General features: G+C 42.4%; 16 protein-coding genes and 1 pseudogene. 10 read left to right on the forward strand and 7 right to left on the reverse strand.

Going from position 1 to position 16589, the window contains the following annotated elements:
- Nucleotides 1-330: 330 nt before the first annotated feature.
- The gene (locus J5O05_RS04890) at nt 331-1278 is read left to right on the forward strand and encodes a LysR family transcriptional regulator (RefSeq protein WP_208843840.1); all 948 of its coding nucleotides are present in this window, start codon (nt 331-333) and stop codon (nt 1276-1278) included.
- 42 nt (nt 1279-1320) lie between these two features.
- Here J5O05_RS04890 and J5O05_RS04895 read toward each other — a convergent pair whose 3' ends face one another.
- Complete coding sequence (locus J5O05_RS04895) at nt 1321-1749, reverse strand: cupin domain-containing protein (RefSeq protein ID WP_208843841.1); 429 nt, start codon at nt 1747-1749, stop codon at nt 1321-1323.
- A 123-nt stretch (nt 1750-1872) separates the two neighbouring features.
- Here J5O05_RS04895 and J5O05_RS04900 point away from each other — a divergent pair, with 123 nt between their 5' ends.
- The 3 genes from J5O05_RS04900 (at nt 1873) to J5O05_RS04910 (ending at nt 4739) form a co-directional block, all read left to right on the forward strand.
- Complete coding sequence (locus tag J5O05_RS04900) at nt 1873-2907, forward strand: helix-turn-helix transcriptional regulator (RefSeq protein ID WP_244369945.1); 1035 nt, start codon at nt 1873-1875, stop codon at nt 2905-2907.
- A gap of 88 nt (nt 2908-2995) precedes the next feature.
- Nucleotides 2996-4270 (forward strand): serine hydrolase domain-containing protein, encoded by a 1275-nt coding sequence (locus J5O05_RS04905; protein WP_208843843.1) that lies wholly within the window; start codon nt 2996-2998, stop codon nt 4268-4270.
- Nucleotides 4271-4529: 259 nt separating this feature from the next.
- The gene (locus J5O05_RS04910) at nt 4530-4739 is read left to right on the forward strand and encodes a cold-shock protein (RefSeq protein ID WP_208843844.1); all 210 of its coding nucleotides are present in this window, start codon (nt 4530-4532) and stop codon (nt 4737-4739) included.
- A 149-nt stretch (nt 4740-4888) separates the two neighbouring features.
- Here the strand turns inward: J5O05_RS04910 and J5O05_RS04915 are convergent, their stop codons facing one another.
- From J5O05_RS04915 to J5O05_RS04925, 3 genes are all read right to left on the reverse strand, one after another.
- A complete protein-coding gene (locus J5O05_RS04915; RefSeq protein WP_208843845.1) occupies nt 4889-5191 on the reverse strand; it encodes a DUF1330 domain-containing protein in 303 nt (100 codons plus the stop codon).
- Between the two features lie 31 nt (nt 5192-5222).
- Nucleotides 5223-5579, reverse strand: coding sequence for a putative quinol monooxygenase (locus J5O05_RS04920; RefSeq protein WP_208843846.1), 357 nt, complete (start codon nt 5577-5579; stop codon nt 5223-5225).
- 202 nt (nt 5580-5781) lie between these two features.
- Entirely contained in the window at nt 5782-6201 is a 420-nt protein-coding gene (locus tag J5O05_RS04925) for an Rrf2 family transcriptional regulator (protein ID WP_208843847.1), read from the reverse strand.
- A gap of 128 nt (nt 6202-6329) precedes the next feature.
- Between J5O05_RS04925 and J5O05_RS04930 the strand changes: the two genes are divergently transcribed.
- A complete protein-coding gene (locus tag J5O05_RS04930; RefSeq protein WP_208843848.1) occupies nt 6330-7028 on the forward strand; it encodes a class I SAM-dependent methyltransferase in 699 nt (232 codons plus the stop codon).
- Nucleotides 7029-7152: 124 nt separating this feature from the next.
- Here the strand turns inward: J5O05_RS04930 and J5O05_RS04935 are convergent, their stop codons facing one another.
- The 3 genes from J5O05_RS04935 to J5O05_RS04945 form a co-directional block, all read right to left on the reverse strand.
- On the reverse strand, nt 7153-7911 hold the full coding sequence (locus J5O05_RS04935) for a COG4705 family protein (protein ID WP_208843849.1): 759 nt from the start codon (nt 7909-7911) through the stop codon (nt 7153-7155).
- A gap of 128 nt (nt 7912-8039) precedes the next feature.
- Entirely contained in the window at nt 8040-9524 is a 1485-nt protein-coding gene (locus tag J5O05_RS04940) for a methyl-accepting chemotaxis protein (protein ID WP_208843850.1), read from the reverse strand.
- Nucleotides 9525-9526: 2 nt separating this feature from the next.
- A complete protein-coding gene (locus tag J5O05_RS04945) occupies nt 9527-10375 on the reverse strand; it encodes a type 2 periplasmic-binding domain-containing protein (protein WP_208843851.1) in 849 nt (282 codons plus the stop codon).
- A gap of 476 nt (nt 10376-10851) precedes the next feature.
- Here J5O05_RS04945 and J5O05_RS04950 point away from each other — a divergent pair.
- From J5O05_RS04950 to J5O05_RS04970, 5 genes and pseudogenes are all read left to right on the forward strand, one after another.
- A pseudogene (locus tag J5O05_RS04950) lies at nt 10852-12988 on the forward strand (TonB-dependent siderophore receptor).
- An 81-nt stretch (nt 12989-13069) separates the two neighbouring features.
- Nucleotides 13070-14170: a PepSY-associated TM helix domain-containing protein gene (locus J5O05_RS04955; RefSeq protein WP_208843852.1), complete on the forward strand. Its 1101-nt coding sequence runs from the start codon at nt 13070-13072 to the stop codon at nt 14168-14170.
- A gap of 274 nt (nt 14171-14444) precedes the next feature.
- Nucleotides 14445-14747 (forward strand): helix-turn-helix domain-containing protein, encoded by a 303-nt coding sequence (locus J5O05_RS04960; RefSeq protein ID WP_208843853.1) that lies wholly within the window; start codon nt 14445-14447, stop codon nt 14745-14747.
- A 136-nt stretch (nt 14748-14883) separates the two neighbouring features.
- Nucleotides 14884-15528 carry a hypothetical protein gene (locus J5O05_RS04965; protein ID WP_208843854.1) on the forward strand — a complete coding sequence of 215 codons (645 nt, stop codon included), beginning with the start codon at nt 14884-14886 and terminating at the stop codon, nt 15526-15528.
- Nucleotides 15529-15562: 34 nt separating this feature from the next.
- A complete protein-coding gene (locus J5O05_RS04970) occupies nt 15563-16453 on the forward strand; it encodes a helix-turn-helix domain-containing protein (protein WP_208843855.1) in 891 nt (296 codons plus the stop codon).
- Nucleotides 16454-16589: the final 136 nt, after the last annotated feature.

The raw sequence follows: 16589 nt of genomic DNA on the forward strand, positions 1-16589 counted from the left end.
TGGACCACTTTCTACAAGCTCAATTGCGTACATCTTTGTGTTAGTTGACAACATGATGTTCCTGTTTCTTACCTATTTGCCGACTTAGTCCTGCGGCTGTTACTCAAGTTGTGCCGATATGTTCCGTTCGTTAACAACTCTTGCATATTTTGCTATTAAATCATTTGCGAACGATTGCAACAAGCGCCGTTATAAGAAACCCGACGAATCACCTATACATTAAAAAATCGCTAAACCTCAGATAAATCCTAGGGTTGCAGTGGTTTTTTGCTATTATTAGTGCCAGAATCGCATCAATGTTTTGCGCTATTGTGTATAGGTTAGGTAAGTATGGATACAACCAGTCGTCTCATCATGCTGCTTGAAGTCGTTGAGCAAGGCTCTTTTTCAAAAGCTGCTGAACTTCGAAATATCGATCGCTCAGTGATATCGAAGCAAATTAGTAAGCTAGAGGAAGACTTAGGTGTCAGGCTGCTCAATCGCACCACTCGGTCCTTTTCCCTGACGGCCGCGGGTGCGGAGATGGTGAAAAAAGCCGCCGAGCTGCGAATGTTGCTGCAAGATACCGTGCAAATGGCTGAAAACTATCACCAAGAACCGCGAGGATTGCTGCGCATCACGGCCGCCAATTACATTGGCAAGCACTACCTCATGCCCGTTATCAACGATTTTCAGAAGCGCTTCCCACAAGTCAATGTCGAGCTTCGACTTGACGATCGAGTGGTTGATATTATTTCTGAGGGTTTTGACATCGCATTTCGTATTGGTGAGCCACGAGACTCGTCGCTTGTCGCACGGAAACTCGCGAGGATCCGCATGCTCATCTTAGCGACACCAAAGTTTATCGACATTTACGGTGAACCAAAAACAATGGATGACCTTGCTGAATTGCCGGCCGCGGTATATACCAACTCACACATTCGCTTTGAATCTATCAGTTACATTGACAGTAATGGCGAACCGAAAGAACAGGTGATCAACCCCGTATTTCGCTCTAATGATGGTGAAACGTTGCTAGCAAAAGTGCTTTCGCACACCGCATACTTTACGACGCCTGCGTTTTTCTTCTCCAAACACATTGACGCCAACAACCTCGTGCCGATGCTCACTGACGTGCATCTCCCAGATTTCAGTGCAATGTATGCCGTTTACCCACATCGAGATTTACCGGTGCGAACTAGGCTCTTTTTGGATGCTGTGCGCCATTATCTAGGTGATGATATACCCATTTGGGAACAAAACATTCCGGGTCTCGATACCATGTATCGACCCAAATAAACTTGCTGTATTTGACCTCCAATACATTATAGATATGTTCGCCTATTTCGCTTTTAAGGTTATGGGTTTGCCTTCAATGCCTGCGTAAAATACCATAATTTCAGCAGCTTCTTCACCAATGCTGCGGCCAAAGTGCCATGTGTCAATTACTTCAACAATCGGGTCGCCTGGATTTAAAATAAGCACTTCACCACTTTTTTTCTCAACGTGTAATTTTCCTTTCAACAGCACTCCTGCATTGATCACTGGATGTTGATGAAGTGGCAGTGTCGCACCCGCTGCAATGGTGAATTTCAAAATGCGAATTTCAGGTTGGCCTTGTGGGTAGGCAGGAAGTGCTGTGCCATCCCAGCTGTGTGTGGACTTAACAATTTCAGAGACCTGTATAGGCGATTCTGCTGAACTTAATGGAGTCGACAGCGTTGCAAATAAGATGGCGGCAAGCCCGGTTGCGCAGGTTAGGTTGTTCATTGGATTTGTCCTCCTTGAATTGAAATGACCACGACAGTGTACGTTAAAAAATCAGATGATTCATTGCGTTACTACAGATAACTTTGTTAGCCTGCGCTTAGCAACGATTTTATATTATTATTGATGATTTCATTATCCTCCGACCAAATTGTCGACCTGTTCTTTCGATTTGCGGCTGTTGGCCAGTTACTTCTGCTTGCTATACTTGCATTTAAACAGACGAGCGTATTGCAGCGATACGCCCAAAGTTTTTTGATAGTCACCGCGATTTCCTATCTTTTACTGACAGCACCAATTGAAGACCACCACTACGGGCTTTTGCGACGTCCACTGTTACTGTTTACCGACTTAAGCGCTACTGCGATTTTGCTGTTTGCCTACACGCAGCTGAAACCGGACCTCCCGTTTTCTCACTACCCCAAATGGGCAATTTGGTTATTGGGATTGTGGTCTGTATTAATGTGCTATTTTTTCCTATTCACGACCGCTAATCACCCGCTACATGACATAAATCACGCTGTTGGTTTGATTCTGTTGATGATCACCCTATTTTTGGGGATATCAGGTTACCAAGATGACTTAATTGACGCTCGCCGGAAGTTTCGCCTCATACTCGTGATAGGCTGCGCGCTTTATATGGGGATCCTAACTGTTTTCGAATTATCGATCAGTAGCATCAAAGATCATTGGCTTTTTAGCCTTTGCAATTCCGCCAGTGTACTTGCTGCCACCAGTTTTGCTGCATTTCGCATAGTAAAGCGCACTGAAATTGCGGCCGAATTGTCACAAAAAGAAATCAAATTGACACCCACGTCCAGTGCCCGTAATCCCATGCTGTCAGCACTTCAAGCTTTAATGGACGCCGAGTTCTACACACGTTCAAATCTCACTATTGCTCTGCTTGCGCAGGAACTTGGTGTACCACAACATCAACTTAGGCAACTGATTAACCAATCATTGGGCTATAGCAATTTTTCCCATTTCCTAAATAGCTATCGGATCCCAGCGATTTGCGCGCAGTTGCAAGACCCTAAATTCAGACAGACACCGATTCTAACGTTAGCCCTAAATATGGGATATGGTTCTATCGCGTCGTTCAATCGAGCATTCAAACAACAAATGAAGATAACGCCGACAGAATTTCGTGATCAATTTTAAAAATGCACAGCTTTTTTCATTTTTGATAAGACTATTTTCATTCAATTCATAAAGATAGCGATAAATATTATGAATGTGGATGGAACACATGAAGCACTTAAAGAAAACGATTTTCCTGCTCGTCCTGTTGATTATTGGGGTGTACTTAAAACCAATCTACGGCTTTTATAGCCACAAAGAAAAACTGCCGATGTCACCTTGGGGCTGGCTCGAACTGCAGGGTCATCTCCCACAAAATACCGAGCTTTATGATGGACGTTATCAATCAGTTGCGGCGCAATCACTCAAATTACTTGCGCAACATCAAGAGGAAATCCAAGTACCAGGAATAACAGCGTCCATCGCCATAGACAATCATCGAGTTTGGACTGGTGCTATTGGCTGGGCCGATATAGAAACGCAACAGCCCATGACCTCGGCAACGCAATTTCGCATTGGGAGTACGTCTAAGGCGCTTACCTCTGTAGGTCTTGCACAGCTCGTAAAAGCAAACCTAATTACGCTAGATACGCCGCTTGAGGCCATCTATCACGATTTACCGAATCCTCAGTGGGCAAATATGACACCACGCCAACTCGCCTCACATATGGCAGGCATCCCCCACTACGGAGAAAACACGCAATTGAGTGGTTTACTTGCCAGCATCAGACTCGACCGTCACTTTGACGATGTGCATGACGCCGTTAGTCTTTTTAAAGACAGTGATTTACTTTTTAAACCCGGTGAGCAATTTGAATATTCCAGTTTGGGGACCGTCTTATTAAGTGACGTGATGCAGATCCGTGCAAACATGCCATACCAACAATGGATGCAGGGGTCTGTCATAGATCCTTTGCAGTTAACTAATACCGCAACAGAGCAAAACGTGCGTGATCAAACTGCACATCATCTCGCCACGTTTTACTGGCATCCGAAAGCCACTCCTACGTCCTTACGTGTTTGGCGAGAAGTGGATTTAAGTCATCGACTTGCTGGTGGTGGTTGGATTTCGACATCCGAGGATTTAGCTAAATTAGGGCAAAGTATGTTGCAAGAGGAGTTTATCCCAGCATTTATACGAAACCAGTTTTGGTCGCCTCAGATTTTAAACAATGGCCAAGTGAATCCACAGAATTACGCCATTGGCTGGCGCAAAGGCCAACTTGATCTCGGAACTGAAATGGGACTGGTTGATTACTATCATCATGGTGGTGTATCGCGTGGTGCGCAGTGCTTTCTTGTTGTGGTTCCCGCTTTTCAACTTTCACTCGCTATCAACACCAATGTAAAAACAAATCGTTTCCATGACTTTGCAAAAATCACGACGCCCATAGTTAAGCTGTTCGCGAGCCAATATATTCAATTAAACCAATCAGTAAATTAGATTTTTGCGGAAAAACAGAATAATTTTAAAAAAAAGTAGGTTCCAAAGATGACTTTTATTAATTTTTGTGTATTTTTTGTACAAAACCTCTCGACATTAGAAAAATAACGCGTATAGTGGTGGTCGTTTGAAGATGTCTGAGTTATTTGTTGTTCGCTATATTCTGTTTTACTAAATAAAACCTAAATCTAGCTACATTTGTAAAATTCAAGTCTACACCAAACATAATTTTTTAATTATTTATTATAGGTTTATATTTATGTCTAAGTTAACAGGTACAGTAAAGTGGTTCAACGAGTCAAAAGGCTTTGGTTTCATTTCTCAAGATAACAACGGTGGCGACGTATTCGTTCACTTCCGTGCTATCAAAGGCGACGGTTTCAAAACTCTAGCTGAAGGCCAAAAAGTAAGCTACTCAACTTCTCAAGGCGCTAAAGGTTTACAAGCTGACGACGTAGAAGTTATCTAAGCTTACCAAGCCCTAATTGTGCGGTGTTATCACCGCACAAATGTTCTCCCTTCGTTGTTTAATTCCAAAATACAAATCTTCTAAGGGCAATCCCTTACACCTCAGATGTTTAATTGTCTATTTTCCCCATACGCAACGCACATTGCAGATCACGCAAGTCCGTCAATGCCTTCGATTAAGTAATGGTTACTCACCGAGCCTTCCGTTCGTGCTTTTAAATGCGGTAAATATTCAGGATCGTTCATAAAATCAATTGCAGCCTGCTTTGATGGCCATTGAATAATAATCCTGAGCGCAGGTGTATCACCTTGCCCATCCAATCGCTCATGACTAGATGTACGTGCAATGTATTTTCCGCCATATTGAGCAACCAAACGATTTGCAGGCGCTATATATGCTGGGATCCAGCTTTCACTTGTCGGTGTTACATCTAAAACTGAATAGTAAGCCATTATTGTCTCCTCAAAATCATTAAACTTAAGGTTAAACTGAACGTGCAAAGCCACCAAAAGGCTTTAACCACAGAGGTGCCAACGCACTATGTCGTGCGCGCAGATCTTCAGGTAATTCCCCTAAATGAACCATACGAGTGGGTATCGCCGCCGCAACCCAACGTTCGGCGAAAGTATCCCAATTACTTACATGGATATGAGCAGACGCCACATCCGCAAAGCGTTCATACACCAACACATCCCCTTCTTCAGAAAGGTAATATTGATAGTTTAATGTTCCCTGCTCTTCTCGCGTTTTGGCAACGATCTCTGACATAACAGCCTCGAATTCGGCTTTTTTACCCTGACGTATTTTTGCTTCTACAATCCATCCAATATGCTCAAACATGTTTTTCTCCTACACCTTCGTTGTGGTGTGGGACTAGCATAGTAAATAAATAAAATGTTGATAATATCTATTTTTGAACAATCAGTTTATATATTTTCTAAACAATAGAGTGACATTTAACGTGCATTTTTCCCGTTATTTGCCTTCTTTGCGGTAGTTTTCATGCCGTGAAATCGTGTTTCGCAAATCAGGTATAGGTTTTTTATTCGCTTGGCGGGGTAATATTCGCAATTAAATCAAGCGTTATCTCACCAAAACGACGTAACATGAGTGATTGCGCTTCATCCATTACACCGCTTAATGATTCATTGATCGCTTTTTCAATCAGACATTCAGTATGTTCATCCGATAATCCAATCGTAAAAATCGTAGGTTCACCGAGTGCACGATGAATATCCAACAAGGTGATTTCTGACAATTCACCAATCAACGACCACCCGCCGTTATGACCTTTAACCGACGTGATGTAACCCGCTTTTTTTAAAAGCGCCATCGTCCGTCTAACCACCACAGGGTTAGTATTGAGCATTTTTCCCATTTCTTCTGAAGTCACAGCACGACCAAGATGAGACATGTGTGCCAATGCATGTAATACCCGAGATAACCGACTGTCTTTTCTCAAAATAAGCTCCAATAAGGTGAGACCGGCGTCAGTATATCAAGAAACTTTTAAAGTTACATGTATTGCAAAACACCATCTCACGTAACTATAATTGTTACGTTAGTTAAAATTGATAAGAGAATGATTGAATGAACAAAGATGAAATAGTCCAAGCGTTTGATGACATGGCACCAAACTACAACGCACAATGGATTCGCATGGCCCCCATCACCAACACACTGTATTTTTTTATGGAGTCCATTCTAAAAAACATACCTGAAGACGGTTCTCTGCTTTGTGTTGGGGCTGGTACAGGAAAAGAAATTGCGCATCTAGCAAAACACTTCCCTTCTCTACAATTTACCGTTGTAGAGCCGGCAAGAAACATGATGGATTTGTGTATTTCCATGACCCATGAATTGGGCATATATGAACGCTGTACTTTCCATTGTGGATTTTTAGACACTTTAGATGACGCGACACGTCACGATGCTGCAACCAGCTTATTGGTGTCGCACTTCTTTATGGACAATCACGTTCGTAGTGAGTTTTTTGCCCAAATTGCACAGCGATTGAAACCACGTGGCATCCTGATAAATGCCGACCTAACAGCAGATACACTCGGAACCAGTTACGCTGCTTTGCTTGATTTTTGGCTGACACTTATGATGAATGCTGATTTATCACAGGAGCTTATCGACAAAGCAAAACAAGCCTACACAACGGACGTTGCTATTTTGTCTCAAGGTTCTCTAAACGAAGTGATTATGAAAGCGGGCTTTGAGAACCCAACAACGTTTTATCAAGCAGGCATGATCCAAGCACAATTCGTTATCAAAGCTTGCTAACTATTTGTTTAACTGGGGCAACCTCGTAACATGGTAACAATCGCAGACGGCTACCATGTTAATCGCTTTTGCTCTATTCACTTGTTCGACAATGACAAATCTTATCTCAATCACACATTTATCATTAGTGGGATTGAGTTGCGGCTCTTTGCGGTAACACCACAACCAAGACTAGAATTGCTGTAGCAAGCGCGACTGTTGCAGAATATTGGCTTAGTTCAAGACCACCTTGCGCGATAGGTTTATCCAAAAAGTCGCCAACCACAGCGCCGAGAGGTCGAGTTAATACAAAAGCACACCAAAACAAAACGGCTTTTGATACGGTGCTGACGTAGTACAGCGCTACAACAACAAGCAGTAACGTGCTGAATATGGCCGCAGCACCTAGATAGCCAAGTCCAGCGGTATCTGCGGTCCAATCGCCTAATGCAGTCCCCAACGTTTGAGAAAACATTATCGTTACCCAATAATAGAATTCTGCTTTGGGTGTAGATATGGATCCCGCATCAACACGCCCTAGATCCTTGTACCAAATGAAAAGGGCTGCTGCTAAAAGCAACGTGAGCAGTGCCGTGCCGCCTAAATAGCCTATCCCGAGTGAACGTGTCGCGAAGTCAGCCAGTGTCGTTCCGACGGTTGTCGAAGCAATAATCGTGAGCCAATAAAGCGATGCGTTAAACGACTTAGCCTTAATTTGGCAGAAAACGGCAGCAACGAATAGCGTCATAAAAATAGCGGTGCCAACTAAATACCCCAATTCCATCGACATTGAAACCGCATCGCCACCGGTTTCGCCCAGCGTCGTTGCCAGTATTTTAATCACCCAAAATCCAAGGGTAACCGCAGGGACTTTTATTAGCATGTCTTTATTTTCACTGACCATTATTGTTCTCGTTATGCACATCGGATGCAATTATTCGGAAAAGGTGTTCCCTATCTCTTTACGATAGACCATTGCACACAAACATTGGTTCATTAACCCGCTATTCCGAATTTGATTGCCATGGCGCGTTAGTACTTAAAGAGTTCCAATTTAGTCACGATACCTTTCTCTAACTCGTTTAACTGAGCCACCGTTCTTTCTAATTGCTCGGTTTGGGCACTCAGTGCACGAGCACCATGGTTAATCTGCTCCATGGTATTAAGCACCCCTTGTGTAACATTACTTTGCTCTTCAGAACTTGCTGCAACTCGTTCATTCATCAGATTAATCTCATCCACTTGCCGTGCGATGGAATTGAAGATGGACTGACTCGTACGACTACTTTCCATCACATTCGCACTCACCTGTTTACTTTGGGATGTGGCTTCCACACATTCTGACGCGTTATTTTGTAGTGCGCTAATAATGGCTTCGATTTCCGTTGTTGATTGGTGCGTTTTACTTGCAAGTGCCCGCACTTCATCTGCAACCACAGCAAACCCTCGTCCTGATTCACCTGCCCGCGCAGCTTCAATTGCCGCATTAAGTGCGAGTAAATTGGTTTGTTCAGCAATACTTTTGATCACATCAAGTACTTGGCTGATTTCCGTGCTTCTGCGTTCCAGTTGCGCAACAACCGTTGAGGTGTAGTCCAATTTGTCTTCAAGCGCATGCAGCTGGCCGTCGTTTTCGTTCATACTGGTCGCACCTTGCTTACACAACGTTTGAACTTGTGTAGTTTGGTACGCCGTTTTGCTTGCAACCTCGGCAATTTCTTTGGTTGCATCCGTTAATTGTGTCAAAGAATCTGTAGCGCTTTCTGTCAAGTCGTATTCTTGTTCGGCTTCTTTTTTGGAATTGAGTGTCGCCTGCTTTACGTGCTGAGCAATGATTTCAAGTTCATGGGAAGTTGCACCTAATCCTTGAATTATTTTTTGGACTTGTTCGATAAATCGATTAAAACCTTGGGTTAAATGACCGATTTCGTCTGACGAGTGATAGTCAATTCGTTGCGTTAAGTCTCCCCCACCCGCGGCGAGTTTCTTAACTAGGCTGTTTACACTCACAATTGGGTTTACAACCAACATGCGGATCACCGCAAGGACAACAAACCCAAGCACTGCGAACGATATACCCAACGTGATAACCATGGACAGTAAAGCGCTGCTGATACTGTTCGCGAGATTTTGTTTGCTGTACACAATGGTAACATGGCCAATATCTTTGTCTTGATAACGTAAATTCAACTCATGCGCTTTTGCAAACTTCGCAGGCGGCGTTTGATTGTGGATTTCCCCAAGCAGGATGTTGCGATGATCGAACACCCTGATTTCAGCAATATCAGGACTTGAACCAAATGCATTGAGGATTTGCTCAATCAGTGGTTTGTCATATGAAAAAACCGGCTCGGATAGAATAACGTTTACCTGTTCATTAAGTGCCGCAACGTTTGTGTCAAAGCGTTCAATTTCATTTCGTTGCAGCAAAGCGTAATTTACGGCGAGGACCGCGATAAACACCACCACTAAGCCCACAGCAAGCGCCATAGATATTTTGTATTGTAATGACTTCATCTTTATTGGACGCCTTCTTCAAGTGGATTAAACCAGAGTTCTTTGCGACTTAGCGGTGTTTTTGCACTCAGTGCGGGGTTGTCGATAGTTAAAATGAGTCGCTCGCTCAAGTGCGCTTTTGAAAGGACTGTTTTAACTTGATTATCTCCAAAAAACATCGTGTTAAATGTGCCATCTTGCACCATGTCGTTAAGCGACTTTTCGAGTGCCACTGCCAGCGTGGTATTGTTCTTAGACACAAAAAAATACAACGGTGCGGTGTACTTAATCACCAGATATGGATCAACCGTTAGCCCTAAATCAGCGTGAGACAGAATTTCATCCCAAGGTTCATTGACGCCTCGAGGAAAGTAGTCAAATCGCTCCCCTTCAAGCATGAAAAATAAGTTTGGGTATTTTAACGTCGTTACAACGGGTAACTGATTCGCTTTCAATATCGCCGTGTCCGGCCAAGTTTTCCCCTGTCCTGCAGTAAACCGCTTGAGATCGTCAAGTGAACGAACTTGTTTGAACAGGTGCTCATTGTGTTGAGTGACGATAGCGACACGCATACCTAACAAGCCGCGAAACAGCGGGATATAGATTGCTTGGTACTCTTGCTCAAGTTCTTTGGAGGTCATGCTCCACATAACATCCAACTGACCTGTTTTCACGTCGTTTAAAATACGTGCATTTGAGATGTCCTTATCGCTCTCATAGGGATGCGTGTAATTCAGATGTGCTCGTTCAAGTGCTTTTACTAGCAGTTTGTGTGGTAATGAGCTGTCTTGTGAATAGCTTTGCAACTTTATTGGCTGCGCCATAACGCACAAGCTCATCATCGTCGCAAAGAGCGAAAGTATGGTTTTCATGGGCTGTATATTTATTATTCTTTTCTTGGCACGTTACGACTGTTTTGAGGATTGCTCAATGAATTCTTAATTGCATACGTATTCAACGAATAGCCGTACTTGTACCTTCCCATCTATCGATAATCGACAATAAGAAAAATCAAAGAGGCAAAATAGATTAGCCCACAGCCTTAAATTGCAAATTACTAAATAAATCAGATCATTGCCGTCGCATTTAAGTTGCAGGCTTTGCAAAAAATCTTTTTTCTTCGTCAACGTTAACTTTCAACTCCAACACTCGGCGTCAAAAAGCGAAAGCCTATTGCCATTCTAAATAGGCAAGCAACCTATTGAATTTAAACAGATCGAAATGAATTTTCTTGCGAAACAAACCGTCCCTATTACAGTACAGAAATTCACCTTTATTTATTTGCGAATTATTCGCATTTGTATTAGCATGCGCAAAAATCACATAATCACACTGACTCAGGCTCACTATGACTCATCAAATGTTCAAGTTAAGCGCATTATTTATTGCAACTTCAGCAATACTTTCCACCCCTACTTTTGCTGATGAAGCTAAAGACCAAGACATCGAGAAAATTGCGGTACTTGGCGACAAACCAAGTAATTATTTAGGGATTGAAGCACAAACTGCTTCAAAACTTGGGATTTCAATCAAAGATACACCGCAATCAGTTCGGGTTGTTACTCGTGCGCTAATGGATGATTTTTCGTTAGATGACGTAAACCAAGTTCTTGAAACCACACCAGGCATCTCAGTTGAAAAAATTGAAACGGACCGTACCTATTATAAAGCGCGTGGTTTCGACATCACCAATTTCCAAGTGGATGGTTTAGGTCTTCCACAAGAACGCGGTTCGCTACAAGGCACGTTGGACACAGCAATCTATCAGCGTGTAGAAGTCGTGATGGGTGCAAATGGCATGATGACAGGTGCAGGTAATCCTTCTGCTACCGTAAATTTTATTCGCAAACGACCGACCGATGATGCACAAGCAAGCCTTTCTTTTACTTTGGGTTCATGGTCAAACCGCCGTATTGATGCGGATGTATCAGGTCGCATTAATGACAGCGTTGCCGCCCGAGCTGTGGTTGTGAGCCAAGTCCGTGATTCTTATCTCGACCGTTACAGCGTTAACCGTAACGTATTTTATGGCATCACCGAATTTAACCTAACAGACGATACAACGTTAACAACCAGCCTGACTTACCAACAAAATGATGCCGACAGCCCACTTTGGGGCGCGCTTCCGCTATTCGATTCAGCGGGGAATGCAACGGATTTGGACGTCTCAACATCGACCGCATCAAATTGGGCATTTTGGAACAACACCTCAAAGCAAGCATTTGTTGAACTAGAACACTACCTCGGCGGAGATTGGACGCTTTTCGCTCGATACGCTCACGCTCAAACAGAACAAGACTCTGAACTGTTCTACGTCTATGGTACACCTGACGCTCAAACAGGCTTAGGACTAACCGGTTATGCGAGCGACTATGAATTAAAAGACAGACATAACCTCTTTGACGTTTATACACAAGGCAGCTTTGACCTCTTTGGTCAAAATCATCTAATCGCTGTGGGTGCGAGCCAAGCCAAAATGGCTTATCACGAGCGTTCACTTTACGATTTCACAACAGGTAATGGATTTCCTGCAATGCCAAACCTTGGTACATGGGATGGTTATGCGCCTCGTCCAACGCTTGTCGATGGTCTAACGAGACTCACAAATTGATAACCGTCAGCGTTCTCAATACGTCTCAGCCCGTTTCTCACTCAATGAAGACCTAAAACTTCTGACCGGCCTTCGCCATACTGATTGGGAAACGGAAGGAGCCGCTTATCAAGTAAATAAAGGCCGCGACGACAGTGATACAACGCATTATTTTGGCGCAGTGTACACCTTCAACGACGATTTGAACGTATACGGTTCCTACAGTGAAACGTTTGCGCCACAATTTGAGCAAGGCATTGATAAAAAATCACTCGCTCCGATTGAAGGCGATACACGTGAAATCGGCGTAAAAGCGGAGTTTTTCAACGACAATTTGATGCTGAACATTGCACTTTTCGATGCCGAACAAGTGAACATTGCGGTTGCTGACGTCGAAAACTCGACGCCAGATAATTCAGTTTATAAAGCAGCACCTGGAATTCAATCGACCGGTTACGAAATTGAACTGAGCGGCGATTTAGGTTTTGGGATTAGTGCAAACCTCGGTTACACCTACACGAATATTGACGTTGCCGATTCGGTTGATGCTGGCAACACAGAAGCCGAACTTGTTAAAAATTATACGCCAAAACAAGTATTTAAGCTTGCTGCTAAATACGATGTTGCGGCGTTAGAAGGGTTAACCTTTGGTATGAACATGCGTTGGCAAGATGACATCAGTCGCGTGCAAGCTCAATCACCTCGAGTTGTGACCGAGCAAAAGGCATATGCCTTAGTCAATTTCATGGCGAGCTATCAAATTTCACCAACGGTTGGCCTTACGTTTAACGCGAACAATGTATTTGACAAAAAGTACATTAACTCACTTTATTGGGCGCAAGGTTTCTATGGTGCACCACGTAATTATTCATTAACGCTTAATTGGGCACTGTAATCGTGCCTTAGTTGCACCGTAATTTGCGTGTTATGCCAATCACCGACCTCGGCGGTTGGCTTTTTTTAAGGACGTCACCGAATGAAAAAAGCATTGCACCTGTGGCACCGATATTTGGGTCTTATCATTGCCATACCACTTTTGGTCATTTCACTAACGGGCAGCATACTCGTTTTCAAAGAAGAGCTAGACCATTTGATCATGCCTGAATTGGCGAAAGTCGACGCACAAGTTGGTACCCGCCTTCCCTACGACCAATTAAATACTTTACTAAAAAATCGGTTTCGAGATTATGAGATTGGTAGCTGGGAAATCTTTGACGATGGACAAACAGCTGACCGCATCTATCTAATAAAACATGGTACGCTCGACTGGTACAAAGTTTATCTCGATCAATATGCGGGCACTGTCCGCTCAGAACCTGTACCCGCCAACTTCTATCTAACCGACTGGCTACTGGACCTTCATTACAAATTTCTGATTGGTGAAACTGGTCTTTGGATAACTGGTGTAGCCTCAATAATCTTATTGTTCATGGGCATTTCTGGACTTGTGATTTATCGACAGTTTTGGAAAAAATTCTTTAGTTTGCGACTGAACGTCAAGCGCACTGCATTTTTTAGCGATCTTCACAAGCTCACGGGCATTTGGTCAGCACCAATTCTTTTGGTACTTGGCTTTACCGGTGCGTATTGGAACATCTCAGAAATAATCCATCATCAATTTGAGCATCATGATGAAGAGAAGGTGGTAACTGGGCCACTATACAATCAAGCTCTTTCACTCGATGCAATGGCGAAAAATGCGCAAACGCAAATGGGGGGATTTAGAACAACGTATTTACTTTTCCCATTCGAAGAAGGTCGCCAAATTACCTTCTTTGGTGAAGTCGGTGACATTGGTGTGCTTTCCAGTGAATATTCATCAACTGTAACTTTCAACAAAGAGTCTGGCGTGCTTGAACCTAATTTTGACATCCGTGAAGCGCCTGCTTTTTTCACCGTTGTTGATAGCTTTAGAAAGCTGCATTTCGGTTATTTTGCAGGGCTAACAAGTAAGATTATATGGTGTGTAATCGGCCTAACCCCGCTCATTTTCACCATAACAGGTAGTTATTTGTGGCTCAGACGTCGAAAACCAAACCAAAGTCGCAAACAGGTTCCTTTATCGGCACAATTGTAAACATTTTTTCATTGCGGCCCCGCGTGGGCCGTAAACACTTACTCGTCCCCGCGCTCCCTACAATACAATGAATAGATTACAAAATTAGGAACGCCTCACAAAATATTCTTTTCACTGATACCGAGATATGATATTTTTGTTAACGTTATTTATACACTGTAAATACAAGGAATTAATTTTACTTAATTTATTATTTCAAACTTTCTAACATCCATTGTTTTAGGTAAGGTAACAATGTAATGCGAAAGTTTGGCATTTTAGCATTGAGGGAGCCATGCAATCACCCGAAGAGTATGAGGTCACACTTAGGATCCATACCATTATTAAAGAGCTGAAAGCCAAACGCGGCTATACCAAGAAAAAAATCAGTGAACTGTTGGGGATTGGCTTAACCACGTTAGATGACCACCTCAATGGCACCAGTTCTTTTCGCTTAGGTACACTAATTAAATTTGCTCAAATTAGCCGCACACGTTTAGGCGACATTCTTGAAGGCACAAAAGAATTTGATCAGGAATTAAAAAAGGACACCCAACATGAAGAAGAAATCGAACCTATCAAGCAAGAAAATCCTTGAAGTTAAGGCGTTAATCTCAATTTCAGGTGGCTCTGGAGGCGAACTGACTAGCGAACCTGCACAAGCAAGAGAAATGATGAAAGCCCCACCACCAAAAACACCTCTAAAAAGTGGAATATAATAACAAGGATATTATATGAACTCTTTGAAAAAAATTGGAATTATTTCAATCGTACTAGGTTTTTTAGGTGCGACATATCTATATTCAGACATGATATTGCTGCCACTTTTCACTTCCTTTATTTTAATACTAGCGTTTTTAAATAAAGATGACTTCAATTATCGCTATCTATCTATTGTTATTATATCATTCACCTTAATTGAAATTATATTGAGAATAACTCTATTCCCAAGAATCAACAGCCAATATGTTGGTTTTGTAGGGAATACGATGATTTTGTCTTACCATCTCGCGGTTGATTTTTTGACTGCGTACTGTATCTCGAACCGGAAAAGTATGTGCCTAAGAGTAGTCAAAGACATTACTCCCGCACAACAAGCTAGAGTTTTTTCAAAATCCATTCTAGATGCCCCACTTTTAGGTGTATATGTTTTATTCTGTTCTGCAGACATTTTGACTCTTGGAGAAAACTTTTTAAGACATTTAGATAAAATAGGCTTTGATCAGGAATTTGTGCAGCAATTCAAAAGCATTCGTTTTTTTTATGATAGTTACGCATACATTAAATATACGCTCATTTCTTTGGTTGCCTTATTGTTTTTTTCAATATATATAAGGAACATTAAATCTCAAAGAACGATTTCCACTTCTCAAATTTGATTAACGCTGGGTTTGATGAGTACAGACTTTTGATATGCAATCGCCAGAAGAATTAGAAGTCACACAGCGCGTTCGTGAAATAATCGATGAGCTTAAAGCAAGACGCGGTTACACGAAAAAACGCGTTTGTGACTTATTGGGTATTGGCCAATCCACCTTAGACGATTACCTCAATGGTAAGTCGTCGTTCAAGCTCGATACCTTGATAAAGCTATCGCAAATTAGTCGTTTAAGTCTTTCGGAAATCGTTGAAGGGACAAGAGATTACGACCGTCAACTTCAGACTTCACAGGAATTCAAACTAAAGGAAATCGCTCGCAAAGGAGCCGAACTAAGCATTATTATTTTAATCGCCATGTCATCAGGGGTCTATTATCTAAGTTTGTATGTGGTAATGCTTGCTGGAATCTATTTTTTATCAAAAAAGTCCCGTTCTTCACAGTTTATAACGTTACTAATAATCATATCCACAATCATTGAGATAGGCCTAACAATCCCATATCACCTGTTTATGCGAGATTACTCAGGCTACACTCAAGGCAATGTCATTTTCCCTATACATTTGACCATGGACATAGTTACCTTGATTAGCATTTGGAGTTATCAAACTCTAGCGTGCTATTTTTACAAATCCAGACCTTTAACGGTAAAACTGAATCTCTTTGAAAAATGCTATATTCACGCTCCGATGATGTCGTTGTACTTTGTCTTCTGCTTTGTTGACTTAGCTGCGATAGTGGAAAATCAAATAAGAAATTTGGAAAGACTGGGGATTGACGAATCATTTGCCTCTCAATTTTACCATTGGCAATTTATTTACGACTACTACGCATCAATTAAAGTGGCGCTCATTTGTTGTACCGTCTTTCTGCTTATCAGCAACCTATCCATTCTCAAAGCAACACAGAAACACGCGGTAAGTTGAGTTACCCACCTTTCGATACTGGTGCAAACTCGCACCAGTTAAACGTTAAAATACCCCACGACGATGTCTTGGGGCTTTGTTAAAAACTAACTGACAAAATACAATCACTACGTACAGAAATTTGAGTTATCAGCTT

Origin of the sequence: Pseudoalteromonas xiamenensis (genome assembly GCF_017638925.1) — a bacterium.
Classification (GTDB): domain Bacteria; phylum Pseudomonadota; class Gammaproteobacteria; order Enterobacterales; family Alteromonadaceae; genus Pseudoalteromonas; species Pseudoalteromonas xiamenensis.